Genomic DNA, 25586 nt, shown 5'->3' on the forward strand with positions numbered 1-25586 from the left:
CTATTCACCTTCTATTTTCAAATCATTGGATGACTAAATCCGCCCTATCCCTCGGCAATTCCGTTTCTAAGTAATAATCCTCTGCTTTCCAATACCTATTTTCAAACTTTGAAAGGTTCTTCTGTGTCTCCTCACTCTCACGTAGAAACCTTGTCTCTCTTGGACAGTCCAAATAGACCATATAATGAAAGAAATCTCTCCATTCTTTTCGCTGCAGAAAAACTCCTTCAATAACAATTACGCCTACAATAGGAATCTGTACTTTTTCCATTTCACATATATCTGTTTCTTCATGAAAAAAAGGTAATTTCAATTTTGTTTCGTGTTGTAGCTTTTGAAAAAATTTCTGCCTTAGCCATTCAATGTCCCATTGTAAATAATAATACTCGTACCATTCTTCATATCCAGTATGATATCGTTTATTACGCTCCACTATATGATCATCAATATGGAAAATATGAAACGGAATGCCTTCTTGTTTCATATTTTCTTTTAAATTGGCTACAAATGTTGTTTTTCCAGATCGACTTAAACCATCTATACCTAAAATGAATCTATTTTCCCTATGCTTCTTCATAATCGTTATAAGTTCGTTTGTACTCATTACTTCTTCCACTCTTCTTTTAATAAAGAATATAAAATGGTATCATGAGCAACTCCATTTTGAATCATATGTTTTCGAAGTAATCCTTCTTCTTGAAATCCTGCTTTACTTAATAATTTTTGAGAAGCTTTATTTTCTACATATACAACAGCAGCAACTCTAATAAGTTGCAATGTTTCAAACCCGTAAGTTAAAATTGCCTGTAATGCTTCCGTTGCATACCCTTGTCCCCAATATGTATCGTCTAATTCATAACCAATTTCAGCTCGTTTATGATGATTATTAATTAAATGAAATCCGCACGTTCCGATTAATTGGCCCGTCCCTTTTTTCTCGATTCCCCAGCGAAATACACTGCCCTCTTCATAACGATTTTTAAACGTTTGAATCGTTGTTTTCGCTTGCTCAATATTTTCAAAAGAATCCATTCCGAAATAACGTATAACTGATTCTTTCGAGAAATATTGGAACAGCGTTTCTGCATCTAATAGTGTAAGTTCTCTTAGTCGTAAACGTTCTGTTTCTAGTTTCGGAAATCCCATCTCTCTTTCTCCCTCTATTCTAATGAACTGCAAATTTCAATATAATTTCCATCTGGATCAGCAATGTAGGCAATTGTTTGTCCCCACGGTTTTACAATAGGTTCAACTAAAATCTTGATTCCTTGTTCTCTAAATTGCTCAATCGTTTCTTGTACATTCTCAACAACGAATCCTAATTCGAAATGAGAAGACTGTAATTCACCTTCTGTAAGCGGTAGTCCTGTTAATTCTTTCACATCTTGCCGCGTATTCATCGCTAAAATGGTAGTTCCAGTATTAAATTCAATATATGTTCCGTGCTCTGCTTTTATAGGTAACTGTAAAATATCTTTATAGAACCTTAAACATGCTTCAAACTTTTCTACATATAAAATGATGTACTTCATTTTCAAATTCATTTTACATCCCCCTTTGTATCTATTCCTAAAATTTCGACAAAAGTCTCATAAAAACCTTGTTCCTTGTAGTAATGAGCAAAAAAAATGAGGCCGATTTCTCGGCCCCCCAGCTTATTGGCATAAAACAGGAGATTTGGTTTGGACATAACCAGTTCGTACTTTTATTATATTTTATTTTTTCTGAATTTTAAATACATTAAACACCTATTTATATTGAGAAAGTTTTTTGCTTGCATAAAATTAAAGATTTTAAGAAATGATACAAATGGAGGTGTATACATATGGAACCAATGCTATGTCCAAGTTGTAAAACAAACCGTACCCGCTTTAATATTCTTGAGCAACAAGTAAAACCAGTCAAATTAAATCCACAAACTGGTCAAGTAGAAGAAGAATACACAAATGAAACGATGAATGCTTTTCATATGGCCTATCAAGGACCTACTTATCGCGTCCAATGCGCTGTATGTGGGCTTGTTGAAAATCCAGAACAATTTATTAAACCTGCTCAAAATCAGTCTTTCTAATAAAAACATGATTATCCCTTATAGAAATAGATTTTTCTATAAGGGATTTTTTCGTTTAATAAGTTAATTAAAAATGGATTTCTTCCTTATTATATGTTAAACTTCGCACTATTTTGCTAATATTCAAAAAAGGGCAATACATCAAGTAATATTAATATTTAGGATTTCGGATCATTTTAACTAGTGGTTTATTATTAAGAATCATTTCTTATTCATTTATGATTTTTATTTGGTTATAAGATTTTAATACTTAACTAGTAGTTCTACACCTTAATTGCATAGTTTTTATTATGTAAAAAAGAGTGAGCAAATTACGTTTATATAGAAACAAAAGAAGTTGACCTCGGTTTTCCCTCTCATCAACTTCTTTTAAACTCCACTCTTTATTATAATATTTCACTTTTTAATTTTTTGATTTTCCAAGAGAGTCTTATAAAAAAGTACATCCACATACAACCTGAAAGACCTGTCGTAACTTTCGCCCACATTGGCAATCTTGATTCCATCGGGCTTAAAAATAGGTTATACATTGATGGTAATATACTTGCTGATATAATAACAAGGAATAGCAATAATTCATTTAGTTTTTGTATCCTCGTCTCTTTTTCTGAGTAAATATCAGGCAATTCATTAACCTCTTCTACCTCTTTACAAAAATAATTCCATCTTGTGAAACTTGTTACGCGTTTCCAACCTGACATTTCGTATATTTCGAAATACTCTTGTTGTTGTTCTTTCGAATCTCTATAAACCAATCTAAAATCAGCTTTGTATATTACATCTTTTGGCTCAGTTTTCTGAAACGTATACATTAAATTATATTTTTGTAATGCCCAACCTTGCTGATGCATCTTTCGTAAAAAAGCTTCTTCTTTTTCTAAATTCCATGCCGTAAAAAATTTAAATACCCTTTTTGTCTCCATCTTCCATTCACTCCCCTAATATACTATTTCCATTCCTTACAGATCTCTGCAATCTGTTATATTCTAGCTCTAACACTTCTCTCCCAAACGGCGTTAACTCATAGCACTTCTTTCTATCTGTAGAGGCAACTTCAACAATTAATTTTTCTTTAAGTAATTTCGTCGTATTCCCGTATAAAGTACCAGGACCGAGCTTTACTTCCCCATTTGTCATCTCTTCTACCATTTGCATAATTCCATATCCGTGCATTGGTTTCACTAGTGATAACAATATGTAATATGTCGCCTCAGTTAACGGAATATATTTTTGCGCCTTCCCATTCATTATAACTACCTCCGATACATCGCCTTATGATATATCGACTCACGATACATCGTATATCGATATTGTATAATCATATTCCAAAATATGCAAGAGTAATTTAATAATTAAATATCCATTTCTTTGAATTAAAAAACCATACAAATTTTCTGAATAATTTGTTAAAATATAGAAATATTAGCTCTTTTATAATGAAAGGAATGGTACATATGATAAATAAATTGAAAGAAAACATCGGATCTGTGTTTGTTGGGAAAGAAAATGTTATTGATCTACTGCTCGTTTCACTTCTTGCTGATGGACATGCACTACTCGAAGACGTGCCTGGTACTGGGAAAACGTTACTGGCGAAAACCATTTCCAAAAGTATTGGTGGTAGTTTTTCTCGCGTTCAATTCACCCCCGATGTACTTCCAAGTGATATAACAGGTATTGAATACTTCAACCCAAAAACAAGCGAATTCGAATTAAGAATTGGACCAGTTATGACAAACATTTTGCTGGCAGATGAAATTAACCGTGCAATGCCGAGAACGCAGTCGAGTTTGTTAGAAGCGATGGAAGAACGACAAGTGACGCTCGAAAAACAATCTACGCCTCTGCCGAAACCGTTCTTTGTTATTGCGACGCAAAACCCAATTGAATCACAAGGGACTTTCCCTCTTCCAGATGCACAGCTTGATCGCTTTTTAATGACGATTTCAATCGGTTATCCTACTCCTGAAGATGAGCTACAAATGATGCGACGTTTTCGGAACGATTTACCATTAGAAAGTGTCACATCTGTCATCTCATTAGAAGATATTTTAGAATCTCAAAAACGAGTAAAAGAAATATTTGTTTCGGAACCGTTAGAACATTACATTATTAAACTTGCTCATGCTACAAGAAATCATGATTATATCGCTAACGGTGTAAGCCCACGTGCTACATTAGCTTTAGTACGTGCTGTTCAAGCTTTAGCCTTTTTACGCGGGAGAGAATATTGCACACCAGAAGATATACAATTGTTAGTTCCTTCTGTTTGGAATCACCGTATCGTCTTATCAATGGAAGGTGCATTACGTACGACAAAAAATGATATTATGAAAAGTATTTTAAAAGAAGTTGACGTACCTGTGGAGATTGAGCAAGCATGAATGGACAGCGTGTTGTAACTGTGCCTTTATTTTTTCAACTCCATATTATTCAACTAACCGTTCCAATCGCGTTACTTTTCACATTCTTTTTCCCGCAACGAATGCTTATGTTTCTCTTTTTCTTCTATTATATATTTGCGATTTTTATTTATAAATATGTCGCTTTCATAGAGAAGAAGTTTCAAATCATAAATGAGAAACAAACTACACGGCTTTTTCCTGAGGAATCTGGACAGTTTTTTATTCATTTAAAAAATGGAGCCAGCATACCGCTCGTTAATGGTGTTTGTTACTTTCATTTAAATTCGTCCCTTATACCGCATAAAGAGCAAGGCATTGAACAAATATCAAAAACATTATTCTCTTTCCTATTTTCACAACCTGCAAATTCGGCACAAAAATGGGGTTTAACATTAACCGCAACGAAGCGTGGTGTGTTTCAAATTGAACAGTTTGAATGTGTATTAAAAGATCCATTTCATCTATTAACTGTACATTTACCTGTTTTTGATAAATTAAGGACTGAAATTATTGTGTATCCTTCTCCTAAAGAAGTAGCAGGTTTGCAAGAACTTCAGCAACTTTTGAATGGATTTTATCGAACGAATTTTTCTTTTTACAATGATGAAACATCTATTATCGGTGTAAAGCGATATGAGCGTGAGTCTTTCCGCTCTATTCATTGGAAGGCATCTGCTAAAATGCAACAATTACAAGCGAAGCAATATGAACCTGTAAAAAATTATAGTTGGACGATTTGTCTTTCTTTAGCTGCCGATCGTGGATTTGGTTGGAAAGATAATGTAGAAGAACTTATTTCATATGCAACATACATTTTCCAGTACACAACGAAGCACCACATTCCGTTTGAATTGTTTATTAGTGTATTAGCAGAAGGCGGTGCATTACATGTACCGTTAAATGAAGGACAAACACAATATGCAAAAGCTTTAGAAGAATTAGCCCGTATTTCAGATGATAGTACGTTACTTCCGAAACAAGGATTCCTTCATTATGTAAAGAGAAAGAGAGAACGATCGTCTACAATGATATACATTGGTTTACAAAGAAATGAACTCCCTCTTCTCTCGCAGCCAACGTTTCTCATTACTAGTGAAGGGATGGTGGAACCAGTTGAAAACTTGGCTATATCACATTCATGATTTCATTCTGCTCCTCCTGCTTTCATTATTAACAGAAAGAGATGAACTAATTAGTATTGCAATATTTTTAACAACAGGCTATATTGGAGTATTTCTTATTCATAAATTTATGCAGAAAAAAACAACAGGATTTGTAATACTTTTAGTTCTTCAAATCGTTCTTTTCTCTTTATTTTTACCTTTTTCTCTTTTTGGCACAATCATATTACCACTATTTTTCTTTATCGTACATGTGGTCGGACCTGGATATCCAGTTCAAAAATCTTTAGGTGGTATTGTATGGTTTGTCGTTTCAGCTATATTTTATGCACCCTTTCCACCGTTGTGGAAACTATTAATGTTAGCCTTGCATCTTATGATTACATTTTGGTTAACCGGGGCAAATCGCAAACAACAACTATTACGTTTTGCTTCTATCATTACGATTGGCTTAATGAGTATATTAATTGTTCAAGTATTTCCTTTCATTCGACTTATTTTTGGTTTTATAACGGAAGTAGTCGCATTAGGCGTCGGCTATGCTTTAATGCCATTAATTAAAGCAGCGGAATTAAAAGATACTGAAGATGTTTGGGCAAATAAAGGACATCTCTTAAAACCCAAAATTGAAGACGGAAAAAAAATTCCTGATTTTGATCCAATACTCATAAATAGCGCTACAATAATAGTCTGTACAGCTATCGCTATTTACGTCGTTTGGAAAATAGTAAAAAAACGAAAACATTTAAGTTTACCAAATATGCCCGCCTTCGAATCTACTATCATTACTGATAAAGAAGGAATAAGCCAAAATCGTTTTAAACGAAATAAACCGCCACATAACGAAATTCGGAAGGAAATTTTCAAGCTAGAGAGTAAGTTAACCCCTCCTTTAAATAGAAAACGGGGAGAAACTGTTGAGGCTTGGCTAGAAAGAATAAACGATGAAGAAGATGTAAATATTCAAAGTGATATTATTATAGATGCTTATAATACGGTGCGTTATTCAAATGGTGCAAACACTGTACTTCTACATGAATTTAAGGAAGAGATTCATAAGCTTTATGCATATCAAAAAAGTTTGAAGAAACGAAAGAAATAACGTAACAAAAAGACTCCTATATTCATAGGAGTCTTTTTATACTTCTACGTTGCTTTTTAAATTGAAGCATTCTTCCCTGCTTCAATTTCTAATGACTCTTCATGCCACCAAAGTGTTTCTTCAGGGTCTTCTTTAGCGATTAGGTGTGCTTCTTTTTTCGTTTCTACTGTAGGATATGAACCTTTTAGCGCACGCCCTGAAGTCGTAACGAATAGTACACTAAATACAACTAATCCAATAATACTTACACCTGCTAAATAAAATGCCGGTGCGAGCGGGTTACCAGTTGCATGAACTAAGTATGAACATACGAGCGGTGTTGTTCCACCGAATATCGATACAGAAATATTAAATGAGATCGAAAGTGCTCGATAACGTACATCAGTGAAAAAGAGTGATGGTAATAATGAAGGTAATGTTCCTTCATATACACTTAAGAAGAAACCTAGTACGAAAATACCTGCAAATATAGCTGCAATATGTCCGTTACCTATTAGTAAAAATGCTGGAATTGCAAATACAGTTAAACCAAGTAAACCAATTTGCACAACGCGTTTATTACCAATTTTATCACTTAATTTACCGAAATATAGTGCTAGTGGAATCATAAGTGCCATCGTAATAGAAATAATTAATAAGCCTGTTGTTTCTTCGACTTTAAGTACTTGAGTTAGATAAGAAGGAATATACGAAAGAATCATATAATTTGTAATATTAAAGAAGGCGACAATTACTGTGCTTAATAAGAAGTCTTTTTTGTGATATTTAATAATATCCATAAATGAAAATTGTTCATTGTCTTCAGATTCCTCTTGTGCTTTTTCCATCTCTTCAAAGATTGGAGATTCATCTAGATGACGGCGTAAGTATAAACCGACCAAACCAATTGGTGCAGCTATTAAGAACGGAATACGCCATCCCCAGCTGAGCATTTGCTCATCTGTTAACAATAACGTCAAAATGGTAACAATTACCGATGCAGCAATGTAACCTGAGAGTGTTCCAATTTCAAGACCACTACCGAGTATACCACGCTTTTTATCTGGAGAAGATTCTGCGATATAAACCATTGCTCCTGAATATTCGCCGCCTGTAGAGAAGCCTTGAATCATTCGGGCAACTAAAAGTAGTATTGGTGCCCATACACCAATTTGTTCATAGGTTGGTAGTAATGCGATGAATAATGTAGAAAGTGCCATTAAAATAATAGTAGTACTTAACACGATTTTTCGGCCGTACTTATCTCCTATTCTACCAAAGAATACACCTCCGATTGGTCGAACGAGAAAGGCTGCTGCAAATGTACCGAATGTAAGTACAAGTTGCAATCCACTATTATCAACACCTGAGAAGAATAATTGACTTAAAATTACCGCTAAATACGCGTATAATCCGAAGTCAAACCACTCCATTGCGTTCCCTATACCAGTAGCAATTACTGCTTTCCTGGCTTGTTTAGGATTGACAATATTAACGTCTTGAGGTTCAAAATTTAAATCATTATTTTGTTGCATATAATAAAACAGCTCCTTATTTAATTTAACTTCTTTAAGCACACCTTCTCTTATTGAATAAAATTAATTCGAAGCACTTAAGGAAAAACAACGTCTCCTTATCTGTTATTATTATTTCACATAATTAATTATTTGTCCAATTAAATGCTCTTTTTATATAAAATTAAACCCTGTTTAACTTGTTATAAAATGACGTTTAGCTTATATAATATATACCTTTACACTACAAATGAAACTTTCATTTATTTATATTTATAACGTTTCTATAATTGCTTCCTCTAACTTAGAAATCAGTAACTTTTACTTAAGATTTGCATATATTTAAAAAGTGAACTCATTAACTCGAATTCTGTTTTATTACATTTAACTATAATATTATTATAGTTTTAAAGGAGGCTCTTTTATGTTGGAAATAATACTTTTACTTACTACTGTTTCTTTTCTCTTCATTATTTCTGGATTTTTCATTACCTTAAAACAATATAAAGAAATAAAAAATATAAAGACTATATTAACTACAAAAAAAGAAAATGAGAAAACTACATCCGAAAACTCAATCCCTATGCAATTAGACCTTAGCGTTCTCAATAATTTACTCGCGTCTGGAATAAATAAAGGTCCCAATTCAAGTAATGAAAATTCTAAGTCTGATAAAACTAAATAGTCGTTACGTATATAATAAAATATATATCTCCTATTTTATCTAACCTTATTAATAACTACCTCTGATTAAAAAGGAGACTACTTATGTGTAAAAATCCAATTTCTATTATTATTCGTATACAGCATAACATAAAAGTTTTACCTGAAATTTTGAAAGCCTGTGAACAACTACAGCCTTTAGAAATTATCCTTACTATTAACGGATGTATCGATGATTCCATTGATATTGCACAATCTTACAATTGTAAAATTATCACATTAGAAGAACCGACAGAATCAAATAATTGTTATGTAATTGGTGCCAAAAAAGCAAAAGGTAAGTACCTCTTATTTTTAGATGCAAATTACAATATCCCCCCTTCCTTACTTAAACAATTTCTTCAACCATTACTAGATAAATCAGCTGACTTAGTATTAAACAATTTAGATGATTTTTTTTATCAAAAGCAAAAGCCAACTATAGAAATGATTTGGCAGCAAGTTACGAATCATTTCTTTCATCGTCCAGATTTACATGTTAACTCACTATTATTTCCTCCCTACGCGGTAACAAAGAAAATTCTTGAAGCAATTACTCCAGAAAGTTTATTAAATCCGATATTAGCACAAATGAAAATTATTAAAAATAATTTTCGCATTAGCAATCATTTTAAAATTTCTATACCGCAAATTCCCTCCTTCCCCTCAAAACAACTCATTCGTTATCACCTAGAAGCAATTGAAAATTGGGTAAATATATTACAAGATTCAAGAGGAAACCATACTGATAATAATCGAAGGCGGGATATTATTTTAGAACTTCAAAACGGCGAACAAAGAGCTATATCCAAAATAATTACAGGTAAAGAGTTTTATTCAAATACTTATGGAAATAAACAATTATCCATCATTATCCCTGTTCAAAATGAAGAAAAAACGATAGAATCTATCATTTTTGAGGTGCAGAAATTAAAACCTTTAGAAATCATCATTATTGTTAATGGATCAACAGATAAAACAGAGGAATTGGCGAAGAATTGCGGTGCAACAGTTATTACTTACAAAGAAGCACTCGGCATTGATACCGGACGTGCCGTTGGTGCATATTTTGCAAAAGGTGATATATTATTATTTATTGATGGTGATTTCTTAATTCCTAGTTCTGATTTATTACCATTTGTACAATCTGTTCAAAATGGAACCGATTTAGCTTTAAATAAATTAGAGCACTACTACATGTATCGTGTTCCTTATACTATCGTAACTGCATGTAAGCATGTTGTTAATTTAGCATGTAATCGAAAAGATTTAGGTATGGGCTCCACAACTGCTGTCCCTCATGCTTTTAGTCGAAAATGCATTGATACAATTGGGTTTGCTTCTCTTCTTTCACCAACCTTAAGTCAAGTTAAAACAATTTTAGCAGGATTGCATGTACAAAATGTTCATTCTATCGACGTTGACAAGATAAATCGAGTTCGACCAGAAAAACACTTCTCGCAGGAAGGCTACCTTTCATTAGCAACGCAACAAATCATTGGTGATCATATAGAAGCAATTTCTTACCTCATCGAACAAAAAAAGAAACACTGAATGCTTTTAATTGTATATTCTTACCACCAAATAATATATGAATTTATTTTAAATATATAGCAAAATAAAAAAGATGGTTGTAACCATCTTTTTTATTTTTACATTAGATCAAAAGAGAAGTAGCAGGCAGGCTTTTCATTTCTGTATCTTTCTTAAGAAGTTTGAAAATAGAGGCTTGTTAATGAAGAGTCAACACTTAAATCATCTTTTAGTGCAATTGAGAAACATGCAACTAATGGTAAAGTAATAACAATTGATCCACTAGGACTAATTACAATAGTAGGACTTGTCCCACATGTGCCTCCACAATCGACTACTGCATCAATTCCACTACCAGGGGTAATTGTAATTTTAAGACACACATCTAAACAAACATTATTCGTAGTACATGCCATAACTCTCCCTCCTTTCTTTTAACAATATATGCAGTTAATCAAATTCGGACACGACTCTCTTACTAAGTCTTGTAAATTAGATGCTATTTTACTATTCGTTTTATAGGCAATTAACGTTTGATTAAACTATCTAAATTAACTAAGAAACTCAAATCATCTTTCACTGCAATAGAAATACATGCGATAAATGGTATTACATTAAAATTAGACAAACTTTCATCATTGCACCTTACGAATATTTCTGCGCCACCATTTGGATTGACTTTAGTTTCTAAAGAAATATTAAAACAACTTTTATTGATGCAAGACAAAATATTCCCTTCTTTCTTATATCTAATATCGATTTATCCAAAAATAAAAATACAACTTTATTTACCCTTTACCTTCCATACTTAAAATAAAAAAGATAAAAGCTTCTTCATATATATAAAGAAGCCTTTACCTTTTAGTTACTTGTTCATTTACTATCAGTCAGTGAAACATGCTCTTCACTTGTACCTGAGCTAAAAATAATAAAAATTTTTGATTTTAGTTTCATTGCAATACTAAATATCGTCAAGTTGCATAAATGAAATGTTTAAGTTACTCATTCAATAGACAAATTTACCTTTTAAAATAAATCTTTAAAATCCTTATTCTTCAATAAATATGAAAGTCCTTCTAAATGATCCCCAGTAATTCTCAATACAGCTGGTGGATGTCCTATCGTCGCAAAATGCTCTTGTGGCCGAATACGATTTGGTTTCATTACATCTACAAAATGGACACATCCGACTTTATACCCTTCTAATATTGCCTTTACTTGTGCAACACACGCTGTGTGAAGAGTGTCCCAGCCAATTCCCTCTAAACATTTTCTACTAATAGCATGGGGAACAGCAATTGTAGATCCTACCCCTAAATCTTTACGGTTACAAGCAATATTCAAAATATATTTATATAAACTTACAATATATAGAGGAAATCTAAGATTTAAATTTAAATCATTTAAAACCATATCAACACCATCCGCAACAGCTTGCGTTAACGGATGAAGATCTTTTGCTGGAATAGCAAAATCAGCATCAATAAAGAGAAGTATATCCCCTGTAGCTTCTTGTGCACCAATTGCCCGTCCTACATCATGCCCTAATCTTTCTTCATAAACAATTACTGTTGCCCCTGATTGCTTAGCGATTACTTCTGTCTGATCTGTTGACCCATTAATGACAACAATTATTTCTTTCGGTTCAATTTTTCTTGCCTCAAGAATAACTTCTTTAATCGTTGATTCTTCATTTTGTGCTGGTATAATAATTGATAACTGTTTTCCATTATAAATTGATGAATTCATTCCCCATCCTTTATGGAAACGTGAATAATTCTTTTGTTTTTTTAACTGCTCTATAATTTCTCTTTTTCTTCCTCCATCTGTATAGTTACCTCTATCATCTTTTCGTTGTAACCAACTCTCCAAAGCTTTTATATTTTCTTTAATCTCATATACTTCTAATTTAGTTAATTCATTTTTATAGAAAGAGGTTTCGTTTGCGGGCATATTATTCAAGGAGGTGTTAGTGATGGCTGACGAGGATTGTAGTCGCCACCCTTTCTCAATAAGAGTGACTTGGGACAGAATAGGGTTCTGCAAGATATCATATCCCATGTCTTCAATTGCTTTTTTAGTAATAGCATATGGCATAGATAACATCGAATCATATTTTAAATCCATACGCCCCAATACATCGTTTACTATTTTTCTATACACCATAGCAATACTTGGCCATTCTACTCTCATCTTTTCAAAACATACGGAGTCTATGTTATTTAAGATTACATCCTGTTCCTTTTTCAGTATCGGTTCTATAAATCGCTCTAATTCTACCGAAAAAATAACATCTTCCCCATCTAAAAATAAGACTACATCACCATTGGCGATTTTTGCCCCATGAACTGGTGCTTTCCGTTTACTTTTCTCCTCAATCACAACAACGTTACTTTCAACAAATGTTGGTATAGATTGTATCGCACTCATTCTATCATCAGCTACAATAATAATTTCTATTGGTTTTATATGCTGCACTTTATTTAAAATTTGATTCAATTTTGATTTTTCTTCTCCTAAAACTATAACGACTGATAGGTCCACTTCTTTTTGTTCTTCTTTTACAGTCTGATTAGGTTTTACTTTTTTTATATATTCAATTGTTTCACTCTTCCCTACAGCTGCATGCCCTGCTTTTTTATCAAAATATAAGTCAATTATAATTTGATTTACTTCCGTGTCTTTATCAAGTTGCTCTAATTCAGAAATAAATGGTAGTAAATGATTTTGCACATCAAATTCACACGCGAAATTTTGTAAAAAATAAATATTCGGTACATATTTAATGTGATTAAAAAATTTCACAACATTAATTCTTTCGCCAAATTTCTCCTCAATTTCTTCTCTTGATAAATTTGGATAAGACAAATCGAAAACTAGATTTATTGGTACAGGTATCCATTTTAATAAATTTGTTTGAGGATTATTAATTAAAGCTGTGGAGCCCTTAACGAATCCAGCTAAAATTAAAGACATAAATCCTCCCCCGGAACTGCCATAAAACAACACATTTTTCGAATCAACTTTTAACTTTACAAATACTATTTCTAAAATATTTGCTATATCTTGTAAATAAAATCTATTTAACTCTCCCTGTCCCCAGCCTAAAGATAATTTTCCAAGATATAACGTAGGGTCATTATAATATATAACAGTATCTTCAAATTCATCCATCCAAGAATGTCGATGAAAAATAGGTGGACCAATTGGCTGTTCTTGAAACCCACCTGCTCCGGATCCAAAAACAATAGTGTTAGAAGCATCGGGCTTAATACGAATTAAAAATTCATACGTTACTTTATCCCAATCAACCTTGAGTATAAATGGTTCTGTAATTTGAAAATCCATTTGCCATAATTGTTCATATGAAATGTTAATTTTTTTGTACTGGTCTAACAGTTTAATCACCCTTTCCATCTATTTCAAGATGTTCTATTAAGTAAGAGAGAGCTTCAACGTGATCACCAATTATTCTTAATACTGCTGGAGGATGTCCATTGTGACTTACATTCTCCATTAAACGAATTCTATTCGGTTTTACAACATCAACGTAATGTACACATTCTACTCTATACCCTTGTAATATAGCTTTTACTTGTGCAAGACTAGGGCATAGTAAGCTTTCCCAGCCTATTGCATCTAAACATGATCTACTCATAGCATGTGGAATTGCTACTAATGAGCCATTGCTTAATTCTGGACGATTATATGCTAAATTAAGCATATATTTTACGACGTCTACAACATAAAACGGAGGATGTAACATCGGATTCAAATCATTTAATGCTATGTCTACACCAGCTGAAACTGCTTTTGTAAAATGATGCAAATTACTTCCTGAAACACTAAAATCACCATCAATAAATAAAAGAATATCTCCTGTAGCTTCAAGCGCTCCAATAGCACGTCCAACATTATGACCAAGTCGTTCGTTATATTCAATAATAGTAACACCAAGTCTTTTAGCAATATTAGCCGTTTGATCTGTCGAACCATTTACAACGACAATTATTTCTAGTGGTTCTATTTTTCTCGCCTCAAGTATTACTTGTTCTATAGTCTCTTCTTCATTTTGTACTGGTATAATGACAGAAAGTTGTTTCCCGTTATAAATTGAAGAATGCATTCCCCAGCCTCGATGATACGAAGGATACTGCTTGCTTTCACCTAATCTTTGAATAATATCTCTTCTTTTTCCTGCATCAGTAAAACCTACTCTTCTTCCCTTTTTCTCTATCCATTTGGATATACCAATTAAATATTTTTCCACTTTCTCTTTTTCATTTTCTAATAATTCTTTTTTAAATAAATACCCTTCTTCTTCGAACATTTCATCTTTAGATAACGTTCTTATTGCACATTGATCGTTAATCCGCCACCCCTGATTCACAATCTTCATATAAGATAGAACGATATCTTCCATATAATTAAAGCCGATGTTTCCCACTACTTCCTTCGTAAGCGCATATGGTAACGAAAGTATTGAATTGCTTTTTAAATCTGGTCGACTTAAAATTTCATTTAACATTTTTCTCCATACAATATCCATATTTGGACATTTATCAACTTCTATAAATTTATCTATTTTGTTTAATACTACATCAGCCTGATTTGTAACGACTGGCTCAATAAAATTCTTCATTTCATTTGAAGATAATAAAAAATTACTATCTACAAATAACAATACATCTCCTTTTGCTGCCTTTACAGAAGCTTCATACCCATCATAATACGTACTATATTTATCCATCAAAACAATATGGCATTTATGTTTCTTTGCTATTTCATACAAATTACTTCTATCGTTAGGAACGAAAATTATAATTTCAAGAGGATTTAGCTTCCATATAGATTGAATTGACTCTTCTAATATTTGCTCTCTTTCACTATACAAAATAATAACCGTTAACGATTTCATTACACGCCCCCTTTACACATCATGTGACATAAAATATTAAGTATTACCATTTCCTGTGAATTCGCTACTTTATTAACATATTCAAAAGTGAATTATACTGTGTAAAAACAACCGTCTATTTTTGAAAATATAAGTTCTACACTTACCTCTTTTCTCTTATCATTGTTTGTTACAACTCTCACCATTTAAAAATAAAAAAAGTCCTAATTTCTTTAGGACTCTTTTAAATAAACTTATCAATATTATTAATTTTATATACTACCTTTTTCCATGTTATACCGCGATCTTTTGTAGTAAATATTTCTTTTTTATTACACGCCCAACCTTTACGCCGATTAAAAAAATGCAAACAAAATACATTTTTTAATAATGGATTACTTGATACTTTGATCCATTTTGATCCTTTTTTTATTATTTGATATACACTTCCATTTTCACTATTTATAACCCAGCCATAATAGGAACTAAAAAACGAAACAGCCACTTTACTAGTATTTATTGTTTTATTTGAAATATGCCACGAATTCCCCTTATCAAATGAGTAATTCATTAAAAATACATCATCATTCTTTTTAGTTGGTATTACTAATAATTTATTTTTATAGATTGCTTTATAAGCCATAGCAGTCCCATTATTAATTCCTTCAAGACTTGGAATATCTTTTATAGGATGCCAACTTTCCCCACCATTTATTGTTTTAAATACCGTTGATGTTTCATAATGTTTTTGTAGTGAAATAAACCCAATTAGATCGTTTATAAATGTTATCCCTGAAATACTATCACTAATACTTATATTTTTTATTACTTTCCAAACTTTCCCTTTCGTTTTCAAATAGTATAAATTATGTTCAAATTTATTTGATGCAAGCTTTCTAGATAATACAATCCATATACTATCCATATTCGTAGCATGCAATTGTACTTGAACATCAGTCGATTTCTCCCAATCTTCTTCAACCGGTAAAATAAACTCACTCCATCTTTCTCCTCTATTAACTGTATAAAATATAGCTGGCAATAAATCGTCATTCTTTTTTGTTAAACCATATGCCCAAGAGCTTCGAGCGTTTATTGGATACCCAAATAATACAATTGAATTAAGAGGATTGACAATATCCCATTCTACTCCTCCGTTTCGAGTATATAAGATAGCCTGCTTTTTATTTGTATATTGAATACTAGCCCAACCATATTTATCCGTTCTCATTTGTAAAGAAGTAAATTGAATATCATTATTTTCCAATATATCACCTCATTCTTATTATTTATATATTCGTATGCTATTATTTTCAAAACGTTCTATCATTAGTTATTTAAACCACCCGCTTTATCTACTATCTTTATACTTACTTTCCCTTTTCTTCACCACTCAAATATAACGAAATTCCTTCTATTTTTCCGTTATCATATACAAACGACTATATTTTACAAAATTCAACTATAAAAAATGCACCCCAATTGTAAACTATCCCCAACAATTAGAGTGCACTTTATATAAAATATAGCTTTTAATTTTTAAGCACTTACTACAGTAGCAACCTTATCCATACAAGTAATAAATTGAGTAATAAATGTATCAATTTCTTCTTTTGTAATTATATATGGAGGAAGTAAACGGATAATATTCCCTTGTGTTACGTCAACTAATATCCCTTTTTCCATTAGCTCTACCTGTAATTTCTTCACATTTTCATTTGTATCATTTAAACTAATTCCAAACATCATACCAGCATGACGTACTTCCTGAATATAATAAGAGTTTTCTTTCTGAATTTCTTGTAATTTATCATTTAAATATAGTGACGTTTCATACGCTTCGTGCATTAAACCATCTTCAATCAATGTGTTTAATACCGTTAACCCTAAAGCCGTTCCCATTGATGAATGAGCAAACGTTGTCCCGTGATCTCCTGGTGAAAATACATCACATAACTTTTTGCCTACAATAATTCCTCCTAGCGGTATCCCGCCTCCTGCTCCTTTACCAATTTGAATAATATCTGGTGTAATATTAAAATTTTGATAAGCAAATAGTTTTCCCGTTCTACCCATACCACTTTGAACTTCATCAACGACAAGAAGTACATTATATTTTTCACATAAATATTGAACACCATGTAAATATTCACTTGATAAAGGATAAATTCCTCCACTTCCTAAAACAGGCTCTAGCATAATCGCAATTGGTTTTTCTTTAATAATAGTCTCCTCTAATTGGTCTATATTTTCGCGCTCTACTTCATATACAGGAATCGATGTTTTAGGGAAATTTTGATATACACTTTCTTGTCTCGTAAAATGAAGTGCCCCTAACGTACGCCCATGGAAACTATTCTTCAGCACTACAATTCCTTCACGTTCTTCATTCGTATTAGCTCTATATTTATCAATTAATTTCAAAGTTGTTTCTGTCGCTTCCGTACCAGAGTTTACAAAAAAGACCTTTCCGTTTTTTAATGAGCAATCCACTAATTTCTTTGCATATTCAATCGCAACTGGATTTAAAAAATGAAACGGCAGATGCAACGATTTTGTAACTTGCTCCATTGTCGTTTGTACAATTTTAGGATGATTGTATCCTAATACATTTACTCCTACGCCAGAAAATAAATCTAAATACTCTTTACCATCTACATCATATAGTTTACATCCTTCTCCTCTTTCTATCGCAACCTTCGTACGACAATACGTAGACATCATATATTCTTTATCTAATTGAAACCAATCCGACATGTTAAATTCCTCCTATTTATTTTCCCTGTTTATTTCTGTTCATTCTCTATAAACTCATGTATAAATTCATTTTTCAGATTAAAATTTTAATAGTAATTTTCTTCACGATATTCATTTTTCCATAATTTCTTCTATTTCAACAGGTCCACTACATACACGTTTTTTTCATCTAGCGGTCTGTTACTACTTTGCATATCATACATAATCAAGATTATAAAATCATATTTAGTAACAATAGACGAAATAAATTTGGAGGCTATATCGATGAATGAAAACTATGATAAACAGGGGCAATCTTTACTAGGGAATCACTTTAATAAAAAAGGCGAACGTAATGAACAAGCTACCCTTCACTCACAAACAGTTGGTTCACGTGGACCTGTTCTAGAGCAAGATAGTGTACTTCACGAGACGTTACAAGAATTTATTCATGAAAAAATTTTAGAAAGACCTGTTCATGTAAAAGGATTTGGTGCGTTCGGTTATTTTCAAACGATATATTCGATGTCTGAACATACTAAATTAAGTTTTTTACAAAATTCTAATGAGAAAGTTCCTGTTATGGTGCGATTTTCGTTAGCTGTTAGTACGAAAGGAACACCGGATACTGCTAGAAATGTACGCGGTTTTTCTACAAAATTTTATACAAAAGAAGGCATTTTTGACCTTTTATGTAATCACATTCCTGTTTTTTCTGTCCGTGATCCGATGCGTTTCCCTGAAACGATTCAAGCATTATTGCCTTCACCTAAAAATAACTTAATAGACCCTAATAGATTTTGGAGTTTTGTCGCTAAAGCACCTGAATCTATTCATTTTGTTGTCCGTTTATACTCTAATAATGGTACGGCCAAAAGTCTTCGCCACATTCCAGGACATAGTGTTAATACATATGTATGGAGAAATGCGGAAGGTAATCGAAAGTATGTAAAGTATCATTGGTACCCGTTTGAAGGTGTACAGTACATTACTAGTAAAGAAGCAATTAAACTAGCTGCCGAAAATCCTGATTATAGCGGGAAAGATTTATATGATGCTATTGAAAATGGCAAACCAGTGGAGTATGGTTTATACGTCCAGCTCATGGATCCGAAAGATGAAGCGCACCTTTCTTATGATCCTTTAGATGACACAAAAGTATGGGATGAACAGACGTATCCTCTCATACCAGTCGGGAAAATGGTATTAAATAAAAATCCTGAAAATTTTATGGAACAAGTAGAAAAAGTCGCATTCTCTCCTTCTAATTTACTGGATGGTGCAGAACTATCAGATGATAAAATGCTGCAAGGGCGCGCTAACATTTACAGTGATTCACAAAGAAGAAGAATTGGTCCAGAATTTCGCAAATTAACGATTAACCAGCAGCAAGATTGGACACCTGCTAATCAAATTACAACCGGTGAAGGAAGGTACGTTGAAGGTAAACTTGAAAGAGCTTCTATAACGAAACAGGATGACTTTACACAAGCTGGTGAATTTTATACGAAGTTACAGCCAATAGAAAAAGAACATCTCGCCGAAAACTTAGCTAGTGATTTGAAAGTTATATCCGATGATATTAGGGAGATCGTTTTGGGGTATTTCAATCAAGTATCAACTGATTTGAAAACAAGCATTGAGACAAAAATGAAAGAGCATTAAGAAGATTAAAACATGCTTTACGAATGAGAATTCAGATCTATATTAATTATTTTCTTATCAAAATCCAATGAGGTTATTTAATTTAAAAATATAAAGCCAACATATCCCTGTTCTATAATTAGAACAGGGATATGTTGAATTAGTTTAATGTTTAACATTAAATACTTTATTTCGCTAAAAAATGTAATAAGTAGCCTTTCAAAACAAACTATAGTAAACTATTTTACTTGTACCGTATAATTCCCTGTTCCACCACCATACTTATATACACTTAAGTAATATTTCCCTGGCTTTGCATTATAATTTCCAAGCAATTTGTTCCCATCACGTTTTGTTGCATAAGCTACATAATTATTTAAATCTGATTCAGAATATAATACCCAGTTCAATCCAAGATTTTGTTCGTTCGTAACAGAAATTTGTAAATCTTTTTGATCCTTTACATCAATAACAAATTTATCCCCCTGATCTTGATCGCTCAAGGTTCCTCTTAACAAAATATTCAAAGATAGTGGGTTTGCTGTTTCAAATGAATTATTCGGTTCTTTTTCTACAGCCGTACCTTCTTCCGTATTCACTCCGCTAAACACAACATCATATTCAAATTGCCCAGCATTATTTACACGGTAATTTACAAAATAAGCAGTCAATGTTTTATATCCAGTCCACTCTTTTCCTGAAAGACGTTTCAACATATCATTCGTTGCTTCATTCATCACTTTCCAGTCCTCAACTTCTCCTTTAGCCGCACTTCCTGTATATGTCCCCTGTAGTGTAAATGTATTAAAGAATTGTGATTTATTCTTTGTTACTTTCACATCTTTTAATTTCGCTTCATTCGTAATATCTGACGTAACGTCCGAAAGCGATTTTGGATCATGCTGAGTTAAATACTCATCTGATACTTGTGGAATTGTATACTTATCACGATTATCAATAAGCATTTGCATATAAGATTGATATTCTTCATTTAACTTATTATCTTTGCTTAATGTAGCACGGTATTCATCGTAACTTGAAACATCATTTGCGCGAATTAAATCATGTACTTTATCGAACATTTCTGGGCGCTTATTATACATATATGATTGCAGTGCAAACGAATAATTATAAAAATCCCACGTTCCATATTTCGCATTTAATGTTTGTGATGCTGTATAACGTTTTGCAGGATCATTAGATAACCCACCAATTATACTTTTTCGTGGTACTACACTATCTAATCGCGTTGCACCTGCAAAGAACTCTGCATTCCCTTCTTCAAACCATGTTAAACGTTCATTTTGATACATTTCCCCTTGGCCCCATAATCCCTGAACTTCGTACCTTCCCTGTAAGTAGTGCGTAAATTCATGGCGGAACAATTCTTCCAGACTATAAATACTTTGCTCTGGTGTACGTTCATATGTAAAGAAAGTCCCTGTCCCCTCAATATAAATCCCACCATTATTCGTTTCATATCCGTACAGTTGACGATTAAATTGATACTCATCTGGGCTATTATAAATAACCATCGTTAACACATCATCAGCATGTCCACTTTCAAGTGGTTTATCGCTACCAACTGTACGATAAAATTGAGAACGCACCTCTTTTGCCGCCCAGTATAGACGTTTAATTTTCTCTTCGCTAACTTTATCCCCAGCTTTAAAGACAATTGCACCATCATCAAACGTATACGTTTTCGGTAAATATTTCTTTTTACCCTCTTCTCGAATTTGATCTAAATTTACAGTTTTTCCATTCGCATCTATTCCTCCATAATTTGTAGTAATTTGTTCTGCCGCAACAAAGTATTGCTCTCCTAAATATGGATAAATTCGCATTGCATCTGTAACAACTTGTTGTCCTTTTGTGGGCGTGCTATGAAGCTTGCCCAATCGGCCAGCATAGTAAATTCCATTATTAATTAACCATCCGTTTTTATTTGTTACTGTACCAAGTAGTGCAAAACGATTTATTTCATTAATAAAGTTATCAATATTTCGAAACCACATCGTATCTTTTGGCTCTTTTCCAGTCGTGTACATATCCGTCTGAATATCAAAGTCAATTCCCTTCATCAACTCATATATAGCGTCTCCTTTTGTTCGGTCTTCAATGAAAGTTGCAAGATTATCGTTATATTGTTTAAAAATTTCACCTGCATATAAAACCGTTTCAACATCTGCTGATGCATTTCCAATTAATTTTCCATATGATGCAATTACTTTATTTTGTTCTGATGTACCAAGTTTGAAATTTGGATTTTTTGCAATTGTTTTTAAAGCTGGTAAACATTTATCATGGTAGCTACGCTCATTTAGTTTGCTTAATTCATCATGGTAAAAACCTAAATAAAACGCTGCACGTAGAGCTTCTACTAATGTTTCAATCCCTTTTGAATCATCTTGCGTATAAGCTTGTCCTTGTTCTGCTAGTTTATTAATAATCGCTTGCATTCGGCTATCATCTTGATAGAATTTAAGACTATCACTATTAAACTGAAATAATTCCGGAATTTGATACCATTTAATTGTCACAAGAAGATCAGTTAATTGTTTATTATTTAATTGATTTAACTCAGCCATCGAATACTTTTTTTCTTCAGCTAACGGCTTAATATTATCGGTTGGTGCTAGTGGACGCTGCGATAAATCCGCTAATTTTAACCGTTTTGTAAAAGATGCATTTTCTTGTACTTTTGAAGGGTGCGCCAATTCATTAACAGATTTCTGTATTCCTACCGGCTCCATTTGTAATACGTTCTTCACGTTTTTCTCTTTTGTCTCTGCTTGAATTTGCAAACCATTACATGTTATTGTCACTAATCCAACACCAAGAATCCACTTAGAAATTTTCGAATATTTAACCATACCATTGCCCCCTAATAATTTAAAAGAAAATTCAGAATTCCAAAACCAAAAACCCACTTATTTGTATGTATTTACAGTTCCGCTATAAATACAACTATGATTAATAATGCAATAGTAGCTTGTTTTATACTATTACGAGTACAGATTCCTTACATACAATCTCCCTTCCTTACATGTAATACAAGCAAAAACCGTGCCAATCATATTTCTTATGAATAGCCAACATTCTTTTATAAATACTGTAGAATAAAATATACATAGGTGTTTCGGCAATGTATAAATCATTTGACACAAAATCTAATGTTTATGAAGAACAAATTCATTGAATGCTATAAGCTCATTAGCCAGTAAATAAATTTCAACTAACAACATCCCCAATTTTTAAATCTCTCAAACAAAGGTAAACAAACATATTCCATAAAGCTAATATGTTCGTTTACCTTTGTTATTTCATATCAACAGCAAACTATCGTTGAATAAAATAGCATGAATAAGTATTTTGTTATTCATTTCTCTTTTTCATATAATCTTTTTCACATTGCAACGGCTTAAATTTCACTTTTTTCCCTTTCTTCTTTTTCGTTTTTATAACGAGCCATTCCCCTTTTTCAACGTCTAGTTTTAGGCGTTTCATTACATTGATATTATCTTTTTCTTTATAAAGTAAAAATGCTTCTTGCGCCCTCACAAATAGGCTGGGCTGTTCGCTAAATCCACCACTGTCATAAATTTTAGTTAGCGAAGTATAATAAGAATCATTTTCCTTTCCACCATACATCAAATGAGCAGCCTCCAGATCTCTTTTACTTACTTCCCAAAAACTATGTTCATCAATATTTAAATTAAATGTGGATTTAATGTCCTGTATTATATTCTTCACATACTTTTCATCTCTAACTTTTCTTTCTTCGAGACAATCCGAAGATAACTCTGGTGCATCTGATTGGGAATGTACAACGTGTTGTATCGATACACACAGAATAAATACGCTTAAAATGTAAAATATTTTTTTCATATTTACATATCACCTCAAATGATTTAGATACTATATCATTTGAGGCTTACAATATTCTTATGCTAATAATAAGAAAGATCCTATAAAATAAAATTTTTATAGGATCTTTCCTTTTAATATTGCTTTATCAAATTCACGGGCGGGGCAATTACCTTACTACTTTTCACATCATATAATCCTATAGGTGTTACTCGTATAAAAGGCAAGTGCGTCGCAGAAAAGAATAAAATTGTAAATGCTGGATCATCATACGCGTAGCCACGCTCTTGTAGTAATTTCACCATCTGTTTCTCTTCCTGTATTAATTCTCTCATTTTTAAATTAGACATAATCCCGAGCAATGGTAATGCTATTTCGTGTAACACTTCATTGTTTTCTACTATGACCATTCCACCACCGAGCTCTTTTACTCTACGAAAAGCTGTAAGCATATCTTCTTTTCTTTTTCCGATAAGAATGATGTCACCTGTACCAGAATAAGAGCTAGCAAGCCCACCTAGTTCTTTTGCAAAACCTTTGACAGCTATATTCACTTGCCAACTGCCATCACGAGCAATCATCATAAGGAAACATTCATCATGATCTGTGGACAATTCATCACAGTCTATATTGATTTCACTAGTGTATGGTTTTGTAATAACGTTATTTAATAAGTGTATCCCCGTTTTATTAGAGAAAATCATATCCTCTTTTTCTATTGACCAATCTAATGATAATGGAGTTACTTTATGTTTACTCCAGTCTATATGTAATGCCTCATGTGTATTTACACCGTCACGCTTCACCCATTTCCCCTTTGCAAGGACACTAATTGGTACTGGGTTTTCTTTACTTTCTAAAATATTGATATTAGCAATTCTACCTGTCGCAATCGAACCATGTACATGTTCCATATTATAATAACGAGCAATATTATAACTTGCCATATCGTATGCATCTATTACTGGCACTCCTTGTTTTATCGCGGTAGAAATCATAACGTTTGTCATTCCATTCTCATAAAACGAAGGATGTGAGCCGTCTGTTGTAAAAAAGAATCTATCAAACTGCTTTACGCCTAGTTCCAACAATTCTTTCAGTAAAACTTCTAAATCTGGGCGGATTGAAGAATTTCTTAGGGAAACAGTGTAACCTTGCATAAGACGAGTGAAAGCTTCCTGCCCTGTCATCGCTTCATGATCACAATCTGTACCTAACAGTTTTAACTTCGCTAAAGTCGTTTCAGATGCACCTGGAAAATGTCCTTCTACTTTCTTCTGCAATCGCTTCGTTTCCTGCATCCAAGTTAACATTTCATCATCGCCATGTAATAGTTTTGGCCATGCTGTTAGCTCGCCGCCTTGAAGAACTGCTTTATGCTTAAGCCATTCTATTATTTCTTCACGATTAAATAAAGTTTCCCCGTTTTGCAATTCAGTCTGTCCATCAAAACGGCACCACCAATACATACTTGCTGGAATCTTATTGAATTCATCTAATAAACGAAATGCTTCTTCACGCTTTAATGTGAAAAATAAAGTTAAATTATCATTAATAAAAGTTGTTGTCCCAAACTGCATCGCATGATTCGCTAAAGTTTCAGGATTATATAATTGATATGGATGTGCATGAGGTTCTATGTAACTTGGAACTACATACTTTCCATCACAATCAATGACTTCACATTCATGCAGTTGCACTGGCAGTTTTTCCCCTACATAAACAATCCGGTCATCATAGATCCAAATATTTGCTTGCATCCACTCGCGCATATAGGAATTTAAATAAGTTGCGTTCTTACATAAAATGTGCGGACTTCTTTTACCATCTATTACTTCAACATGCTCTCGTAATTGTTTATTACTCCATTTATAATGATTTTCCCCCATTGTATTCAACTCCAAATCAACTCATAATTATTTTGATTAAAACGAGAAATACTTAACTAACTAAAGTATTTTCCATTCATAACTCCCCAATTGGCGCCCCTATATCCTTCATTATATTTAATA

General features: G+C 32.7%; 22 protein-coding genes. 7 read left to right on the forward strand and 15 right to left on the reverse strand.

Annotated features, from left to right (window positions below):
• Positions 1-22 precede the first annotated feature (22 nt).
• The 3 genes from AC22L0_RS11195 to AC22L0_RS11205 are packed head-to-tail and all read right to left on the reverse strand — an operon-like array spanning position 23 to position 1544.
• Positions 23-604 (reverse strand): kinase, encoded by a 582-nt coding sequence (locus AC22L0_RS11195; RefSeq protein WP_000106112.1) that lies wholly within the window; start codon positions 602-604, stop codon positions 23-25.
• Positions 604-1146, reverse strand: a complete 543-nt coding sequence (locus tag AC22L0_RS11200; RefSeq protein ID WP_000506676.1) for a GNAT family N-acetyltransferase — start codon at positions 1144-1146, stop codon at positions 604-606. Before AC22L0_RS11200 ends, AC22L0_RS11195 begins: the two co-directional genes overlap by 1 nt.
• A gap of 14 nt (positions 1147-1160) precedes the next feature.
• Complete coding sequence (locus AC22L0_RS11205) at positions 1161-1544, reverse strand: VOC family protein (RefSeq protein ID WP_001049847.1); 384 nt, start codon at positions 1542-1544, stop codon at positions 1161-1163.
• Between the two features lie 281 nt (positions 1545-1825).
• On the opposite strand from AC22L0_RS11205, the gene AC22L0_RS11210 reads away from it, so the two are divergent.
• Positions 1826-2071 carry a hypothetical protein gene (locus AC22L0_RS11210; protein WP_000433609.1) on the forward strand — a complete coding sequence of 82 codons (246 nt, stop codon included), beginning with the start codon at positions 1826-1828 and terminating at the stop codon, positions 2069-2071.
• A 386-nt stretch (positions 2072-2457) separates the two neighbouring features.
• Here the strand turns inward: AC22L0_RS11210 and AC22L0_RS11215 are convergent, their stop codons facing one another.
• On the reverse strand, positions 2458-2994 hold the full coding sequence (locus AC22L0_RS11215; protein WP_000448684.1) for a DUF2812 domain-containing protein: 537 nt from the start codon (positions 2992-2994) through the stop codon (positions 2458-2460).
• 7 nt (positions 2995-3001) lie between these two features.
• The gene (locus AC22L0_RS11220; protein WP_001013435.1) at positions 3002-3319 is read right to left on the reverse strand and encodes a PadR family transcriptional regulator; all 318 of its coding nucleotides are present in this window, start codon (positions 3317-3319) and stop codon (positions 3002-3004) included.
• A gap of 206 nt (positions 3320-3525) precedes the next feature.
• Between AC22L0_RS11220 and AC22L0_RS11225 the strand changes: the two genes are divergently transcribed.
• From AC22L0_RS11225 to AC22L0_RS11235, 3 genes are read left to right on the forward strand one after another with little or no spacing between them, the layout of a single operon-like run.
• Positions 3526-4455 (forward strand): AAA family ATPase, encoded by a 930-nt coding sequence (locus AC22L0_RS11225; protein WP_047386390.1) that lies wholly within the window; start codon positions 3526-3528, stop codon positions 4453-4455.
• Positions 4452-5618 (forward strand): DUF58 domain-containing protein, encoded by a 1167-nt coding sequence (locus AC22L0_RS11230; RefSeq protein ID WP_087947752.1) that lies wholly within the window; start codon positions 4452-4454, stop codon positions 5616-5618. Before AC22L0_RS11225 ends, AC22L0_RS11230 begins: the two co-directional genes overlap by 4 nt.
• Complete coding sequence (locus AC22L0_RS11235; protein WP_087966969.1) at positions 5590-6699, forward strand: DUF4018 domain-containing protein; 1110 nt, start codon at positions 5590-5592, stop codon at positions 6697-6699. Before AC22L0_RS11230 ends, AC22L0_RS11235 begins: the two co-directional genes overlap by 29 nt.
• Before the next feature lie 56 nt (positions 6700-6755).
• Here the strand turns inward: AC22L0_RS11235 and AC22L0_RS11240 are convergent, their stop codons facing one another.
• Positions 6756-8213 (reverse strand): MFS transporter, encoded by a 1458-nt coding sequence (locus tag AC22L0_RS11240; protein WP_001186925.1) that lies wholly within the window; start codon positions 8211-8213, stop codon positions 6756-6758.
• Positions 8214-8616: 403 nt separating this feature from the next.
• Here AC22L0_RS11240 and AC22L0_RS11245 point away from each other — a divergent pair, with 403 nt between their 5' ends.
• Both AC22L0_RS11245 and AC22L0_RS11250 read left to right on the forward strand, forming a co-directional pair.
• On the forward strand, positions 8617-8877 hold the full coding sequence (locus AC22L0_RS11245) for a hypothetical protein (RefSeq protein ID WP_087966966.1): 261 nt from the start codon (positions 8617-8619) through the stop codon (positions 8875-8877).
• Positions 8878-8960: 83 nt separating this feature from the next.
• On the forward strand, positions 8961-10448 hold the full coding sequence (locus AC22L0_RS11250; protein WP_087966964.1) for a glycosyltransferase family 2 protein: 1488 nt from the start codon (positions 8961-8963) through the stop codon (positions 10446-10448).
• Between the two features lie 152 nt (positions 10449-10600).
• Here AC22L0_RS11250 and AC22L0_RS11255 read toward each other — a convergent pair whose 3' ends face one another.
• The 6 genes from AC22L0_RS11255 to AC22L0_RS11280 form a co-directional block, all read right to left on the reverse strand.
• On the reverse strand, positions 10601-10843 hold the full coding sequence (locus AC22L0_RS11255; protein WP_000752474.1) for a hypothetical protein: 243 nt from the start codon (positions 10841-10843) through the stop codon (positions 10601-10603).
• Positions 10844-10953: 110 nt separating this feature from the next.
• Entirely contained in the window at positions 10954-11154 is a 201-nt protein-coding gene (locus AC22L0_RS11260) for a hypothetical protein (protein WP_002098269.1), read from the reverse strand.
• Positions 11155-11453: 299 nt separating this feature from the next.
• Positions 11454-13775, reverse strand: a complete 2322-nt coding sequence (locus AC22L0_RS11265) for a glycosyltransferase family 2 protein (protein ID WP_142319668.1) — start codon at positions 13773-13775, stop codon at positions 11454-11456.
• Between the two features lie 52 nt (positions 13776-13827).
• Positions 13828-15345 (reverse strand): glycosyltransferase family 2 protein, encoded by a 1518-nt coding sequence (locus AC22L0_RS11270; protein WP_000839300.1) that lies wholly within the window; start codon positions 15343-15345, stop codon positions 13828-13830.
• A gap of 223 nt (positions 15346-15568) precedes the next feature.
• Complete coding sequence (locus AC22L0_RS11275; protein ID WP_000429612.1) at positions 15569-16591, reverse strand: hypothetical protein; 1023 nt, start codon at positions 16589-16591, stop codon at positions 15569-15571.
• A gap of 272 nt (positions 16592-16863) precedes the next feature.
• Positions 16864-18081 carry an aspartate aminotransferase family protein gene (locus AC22L0_RS11280; protein ID WP_087966960.1) on the reverse strand — a complete coding sequence of 406 codons (1218 nt, stop codon included), beginning with the start codon at positions 18079-18081 and terminating at the stop codon, positions 16864-16866.
• Positions 18082-18345: 264 nt separating this feature from the next.
• Here AC22L0_RS11280 and AC22L0_RS11285 point away from each other — a divergent pair, with 264 nt between their 5' ends.
• On the forward strand, positions 18346-19725 hold the full coding sequence (locus AC22L0_RS11285) for a catalase (RefSeq protein WP_044797309.1): 1380 nt from the start codon (positions 18346-18348) through the stop codon (positions 19723-19725).
• Between the two features lie 218 nt (positions 19726-19943).
• On the opposite strand, the gene colA is transcribed toward AC22L0_RS11285, so the two are convergent.
• The 3 genes from colA to AC22L0_RS11300 form a co-directional block, all read right to left on the reverse strand.
• Positions 19944-22580 carry a collagenase ColA gene (colA, locus tag AC22L0_RS11290; protein WP_087966958.1) on the reverse strand — a complete coding sequence of 879 codons (2637 nt, stop codon included), beginning with the start codon at positions 22578-22580 and terminating at the stop codon, positions 19944-19946.
• 502 nt (positions 22581-23082) lie between these two features.
• On the reverse strand, positions 23083-23595 hold the full coding sequence (locus AC22L0_RS11295; RefSeq protein WP_000719378.1) for a hypothetical protein: 513 nt from the start codon (positions 23593-23595) through the stop codon (positions 23083-23085).
• Between the two features lie 113 nt (positions 23596-23708).
• Complete coding sequence (locus AC22L0_RS11300; RefSeq protein ID WP_087966956.1) at positions 23709-25463, reverse strand: adenine deaminase; 1755 nt, start codon at positions 25461-25463, stop codon at positions 23709-23711.
• Positions 25464-25586: the final 123 nt, after the last annotated feature.

Source organism: Bacillus sp. LQ01, assembly GCF_057624735.1.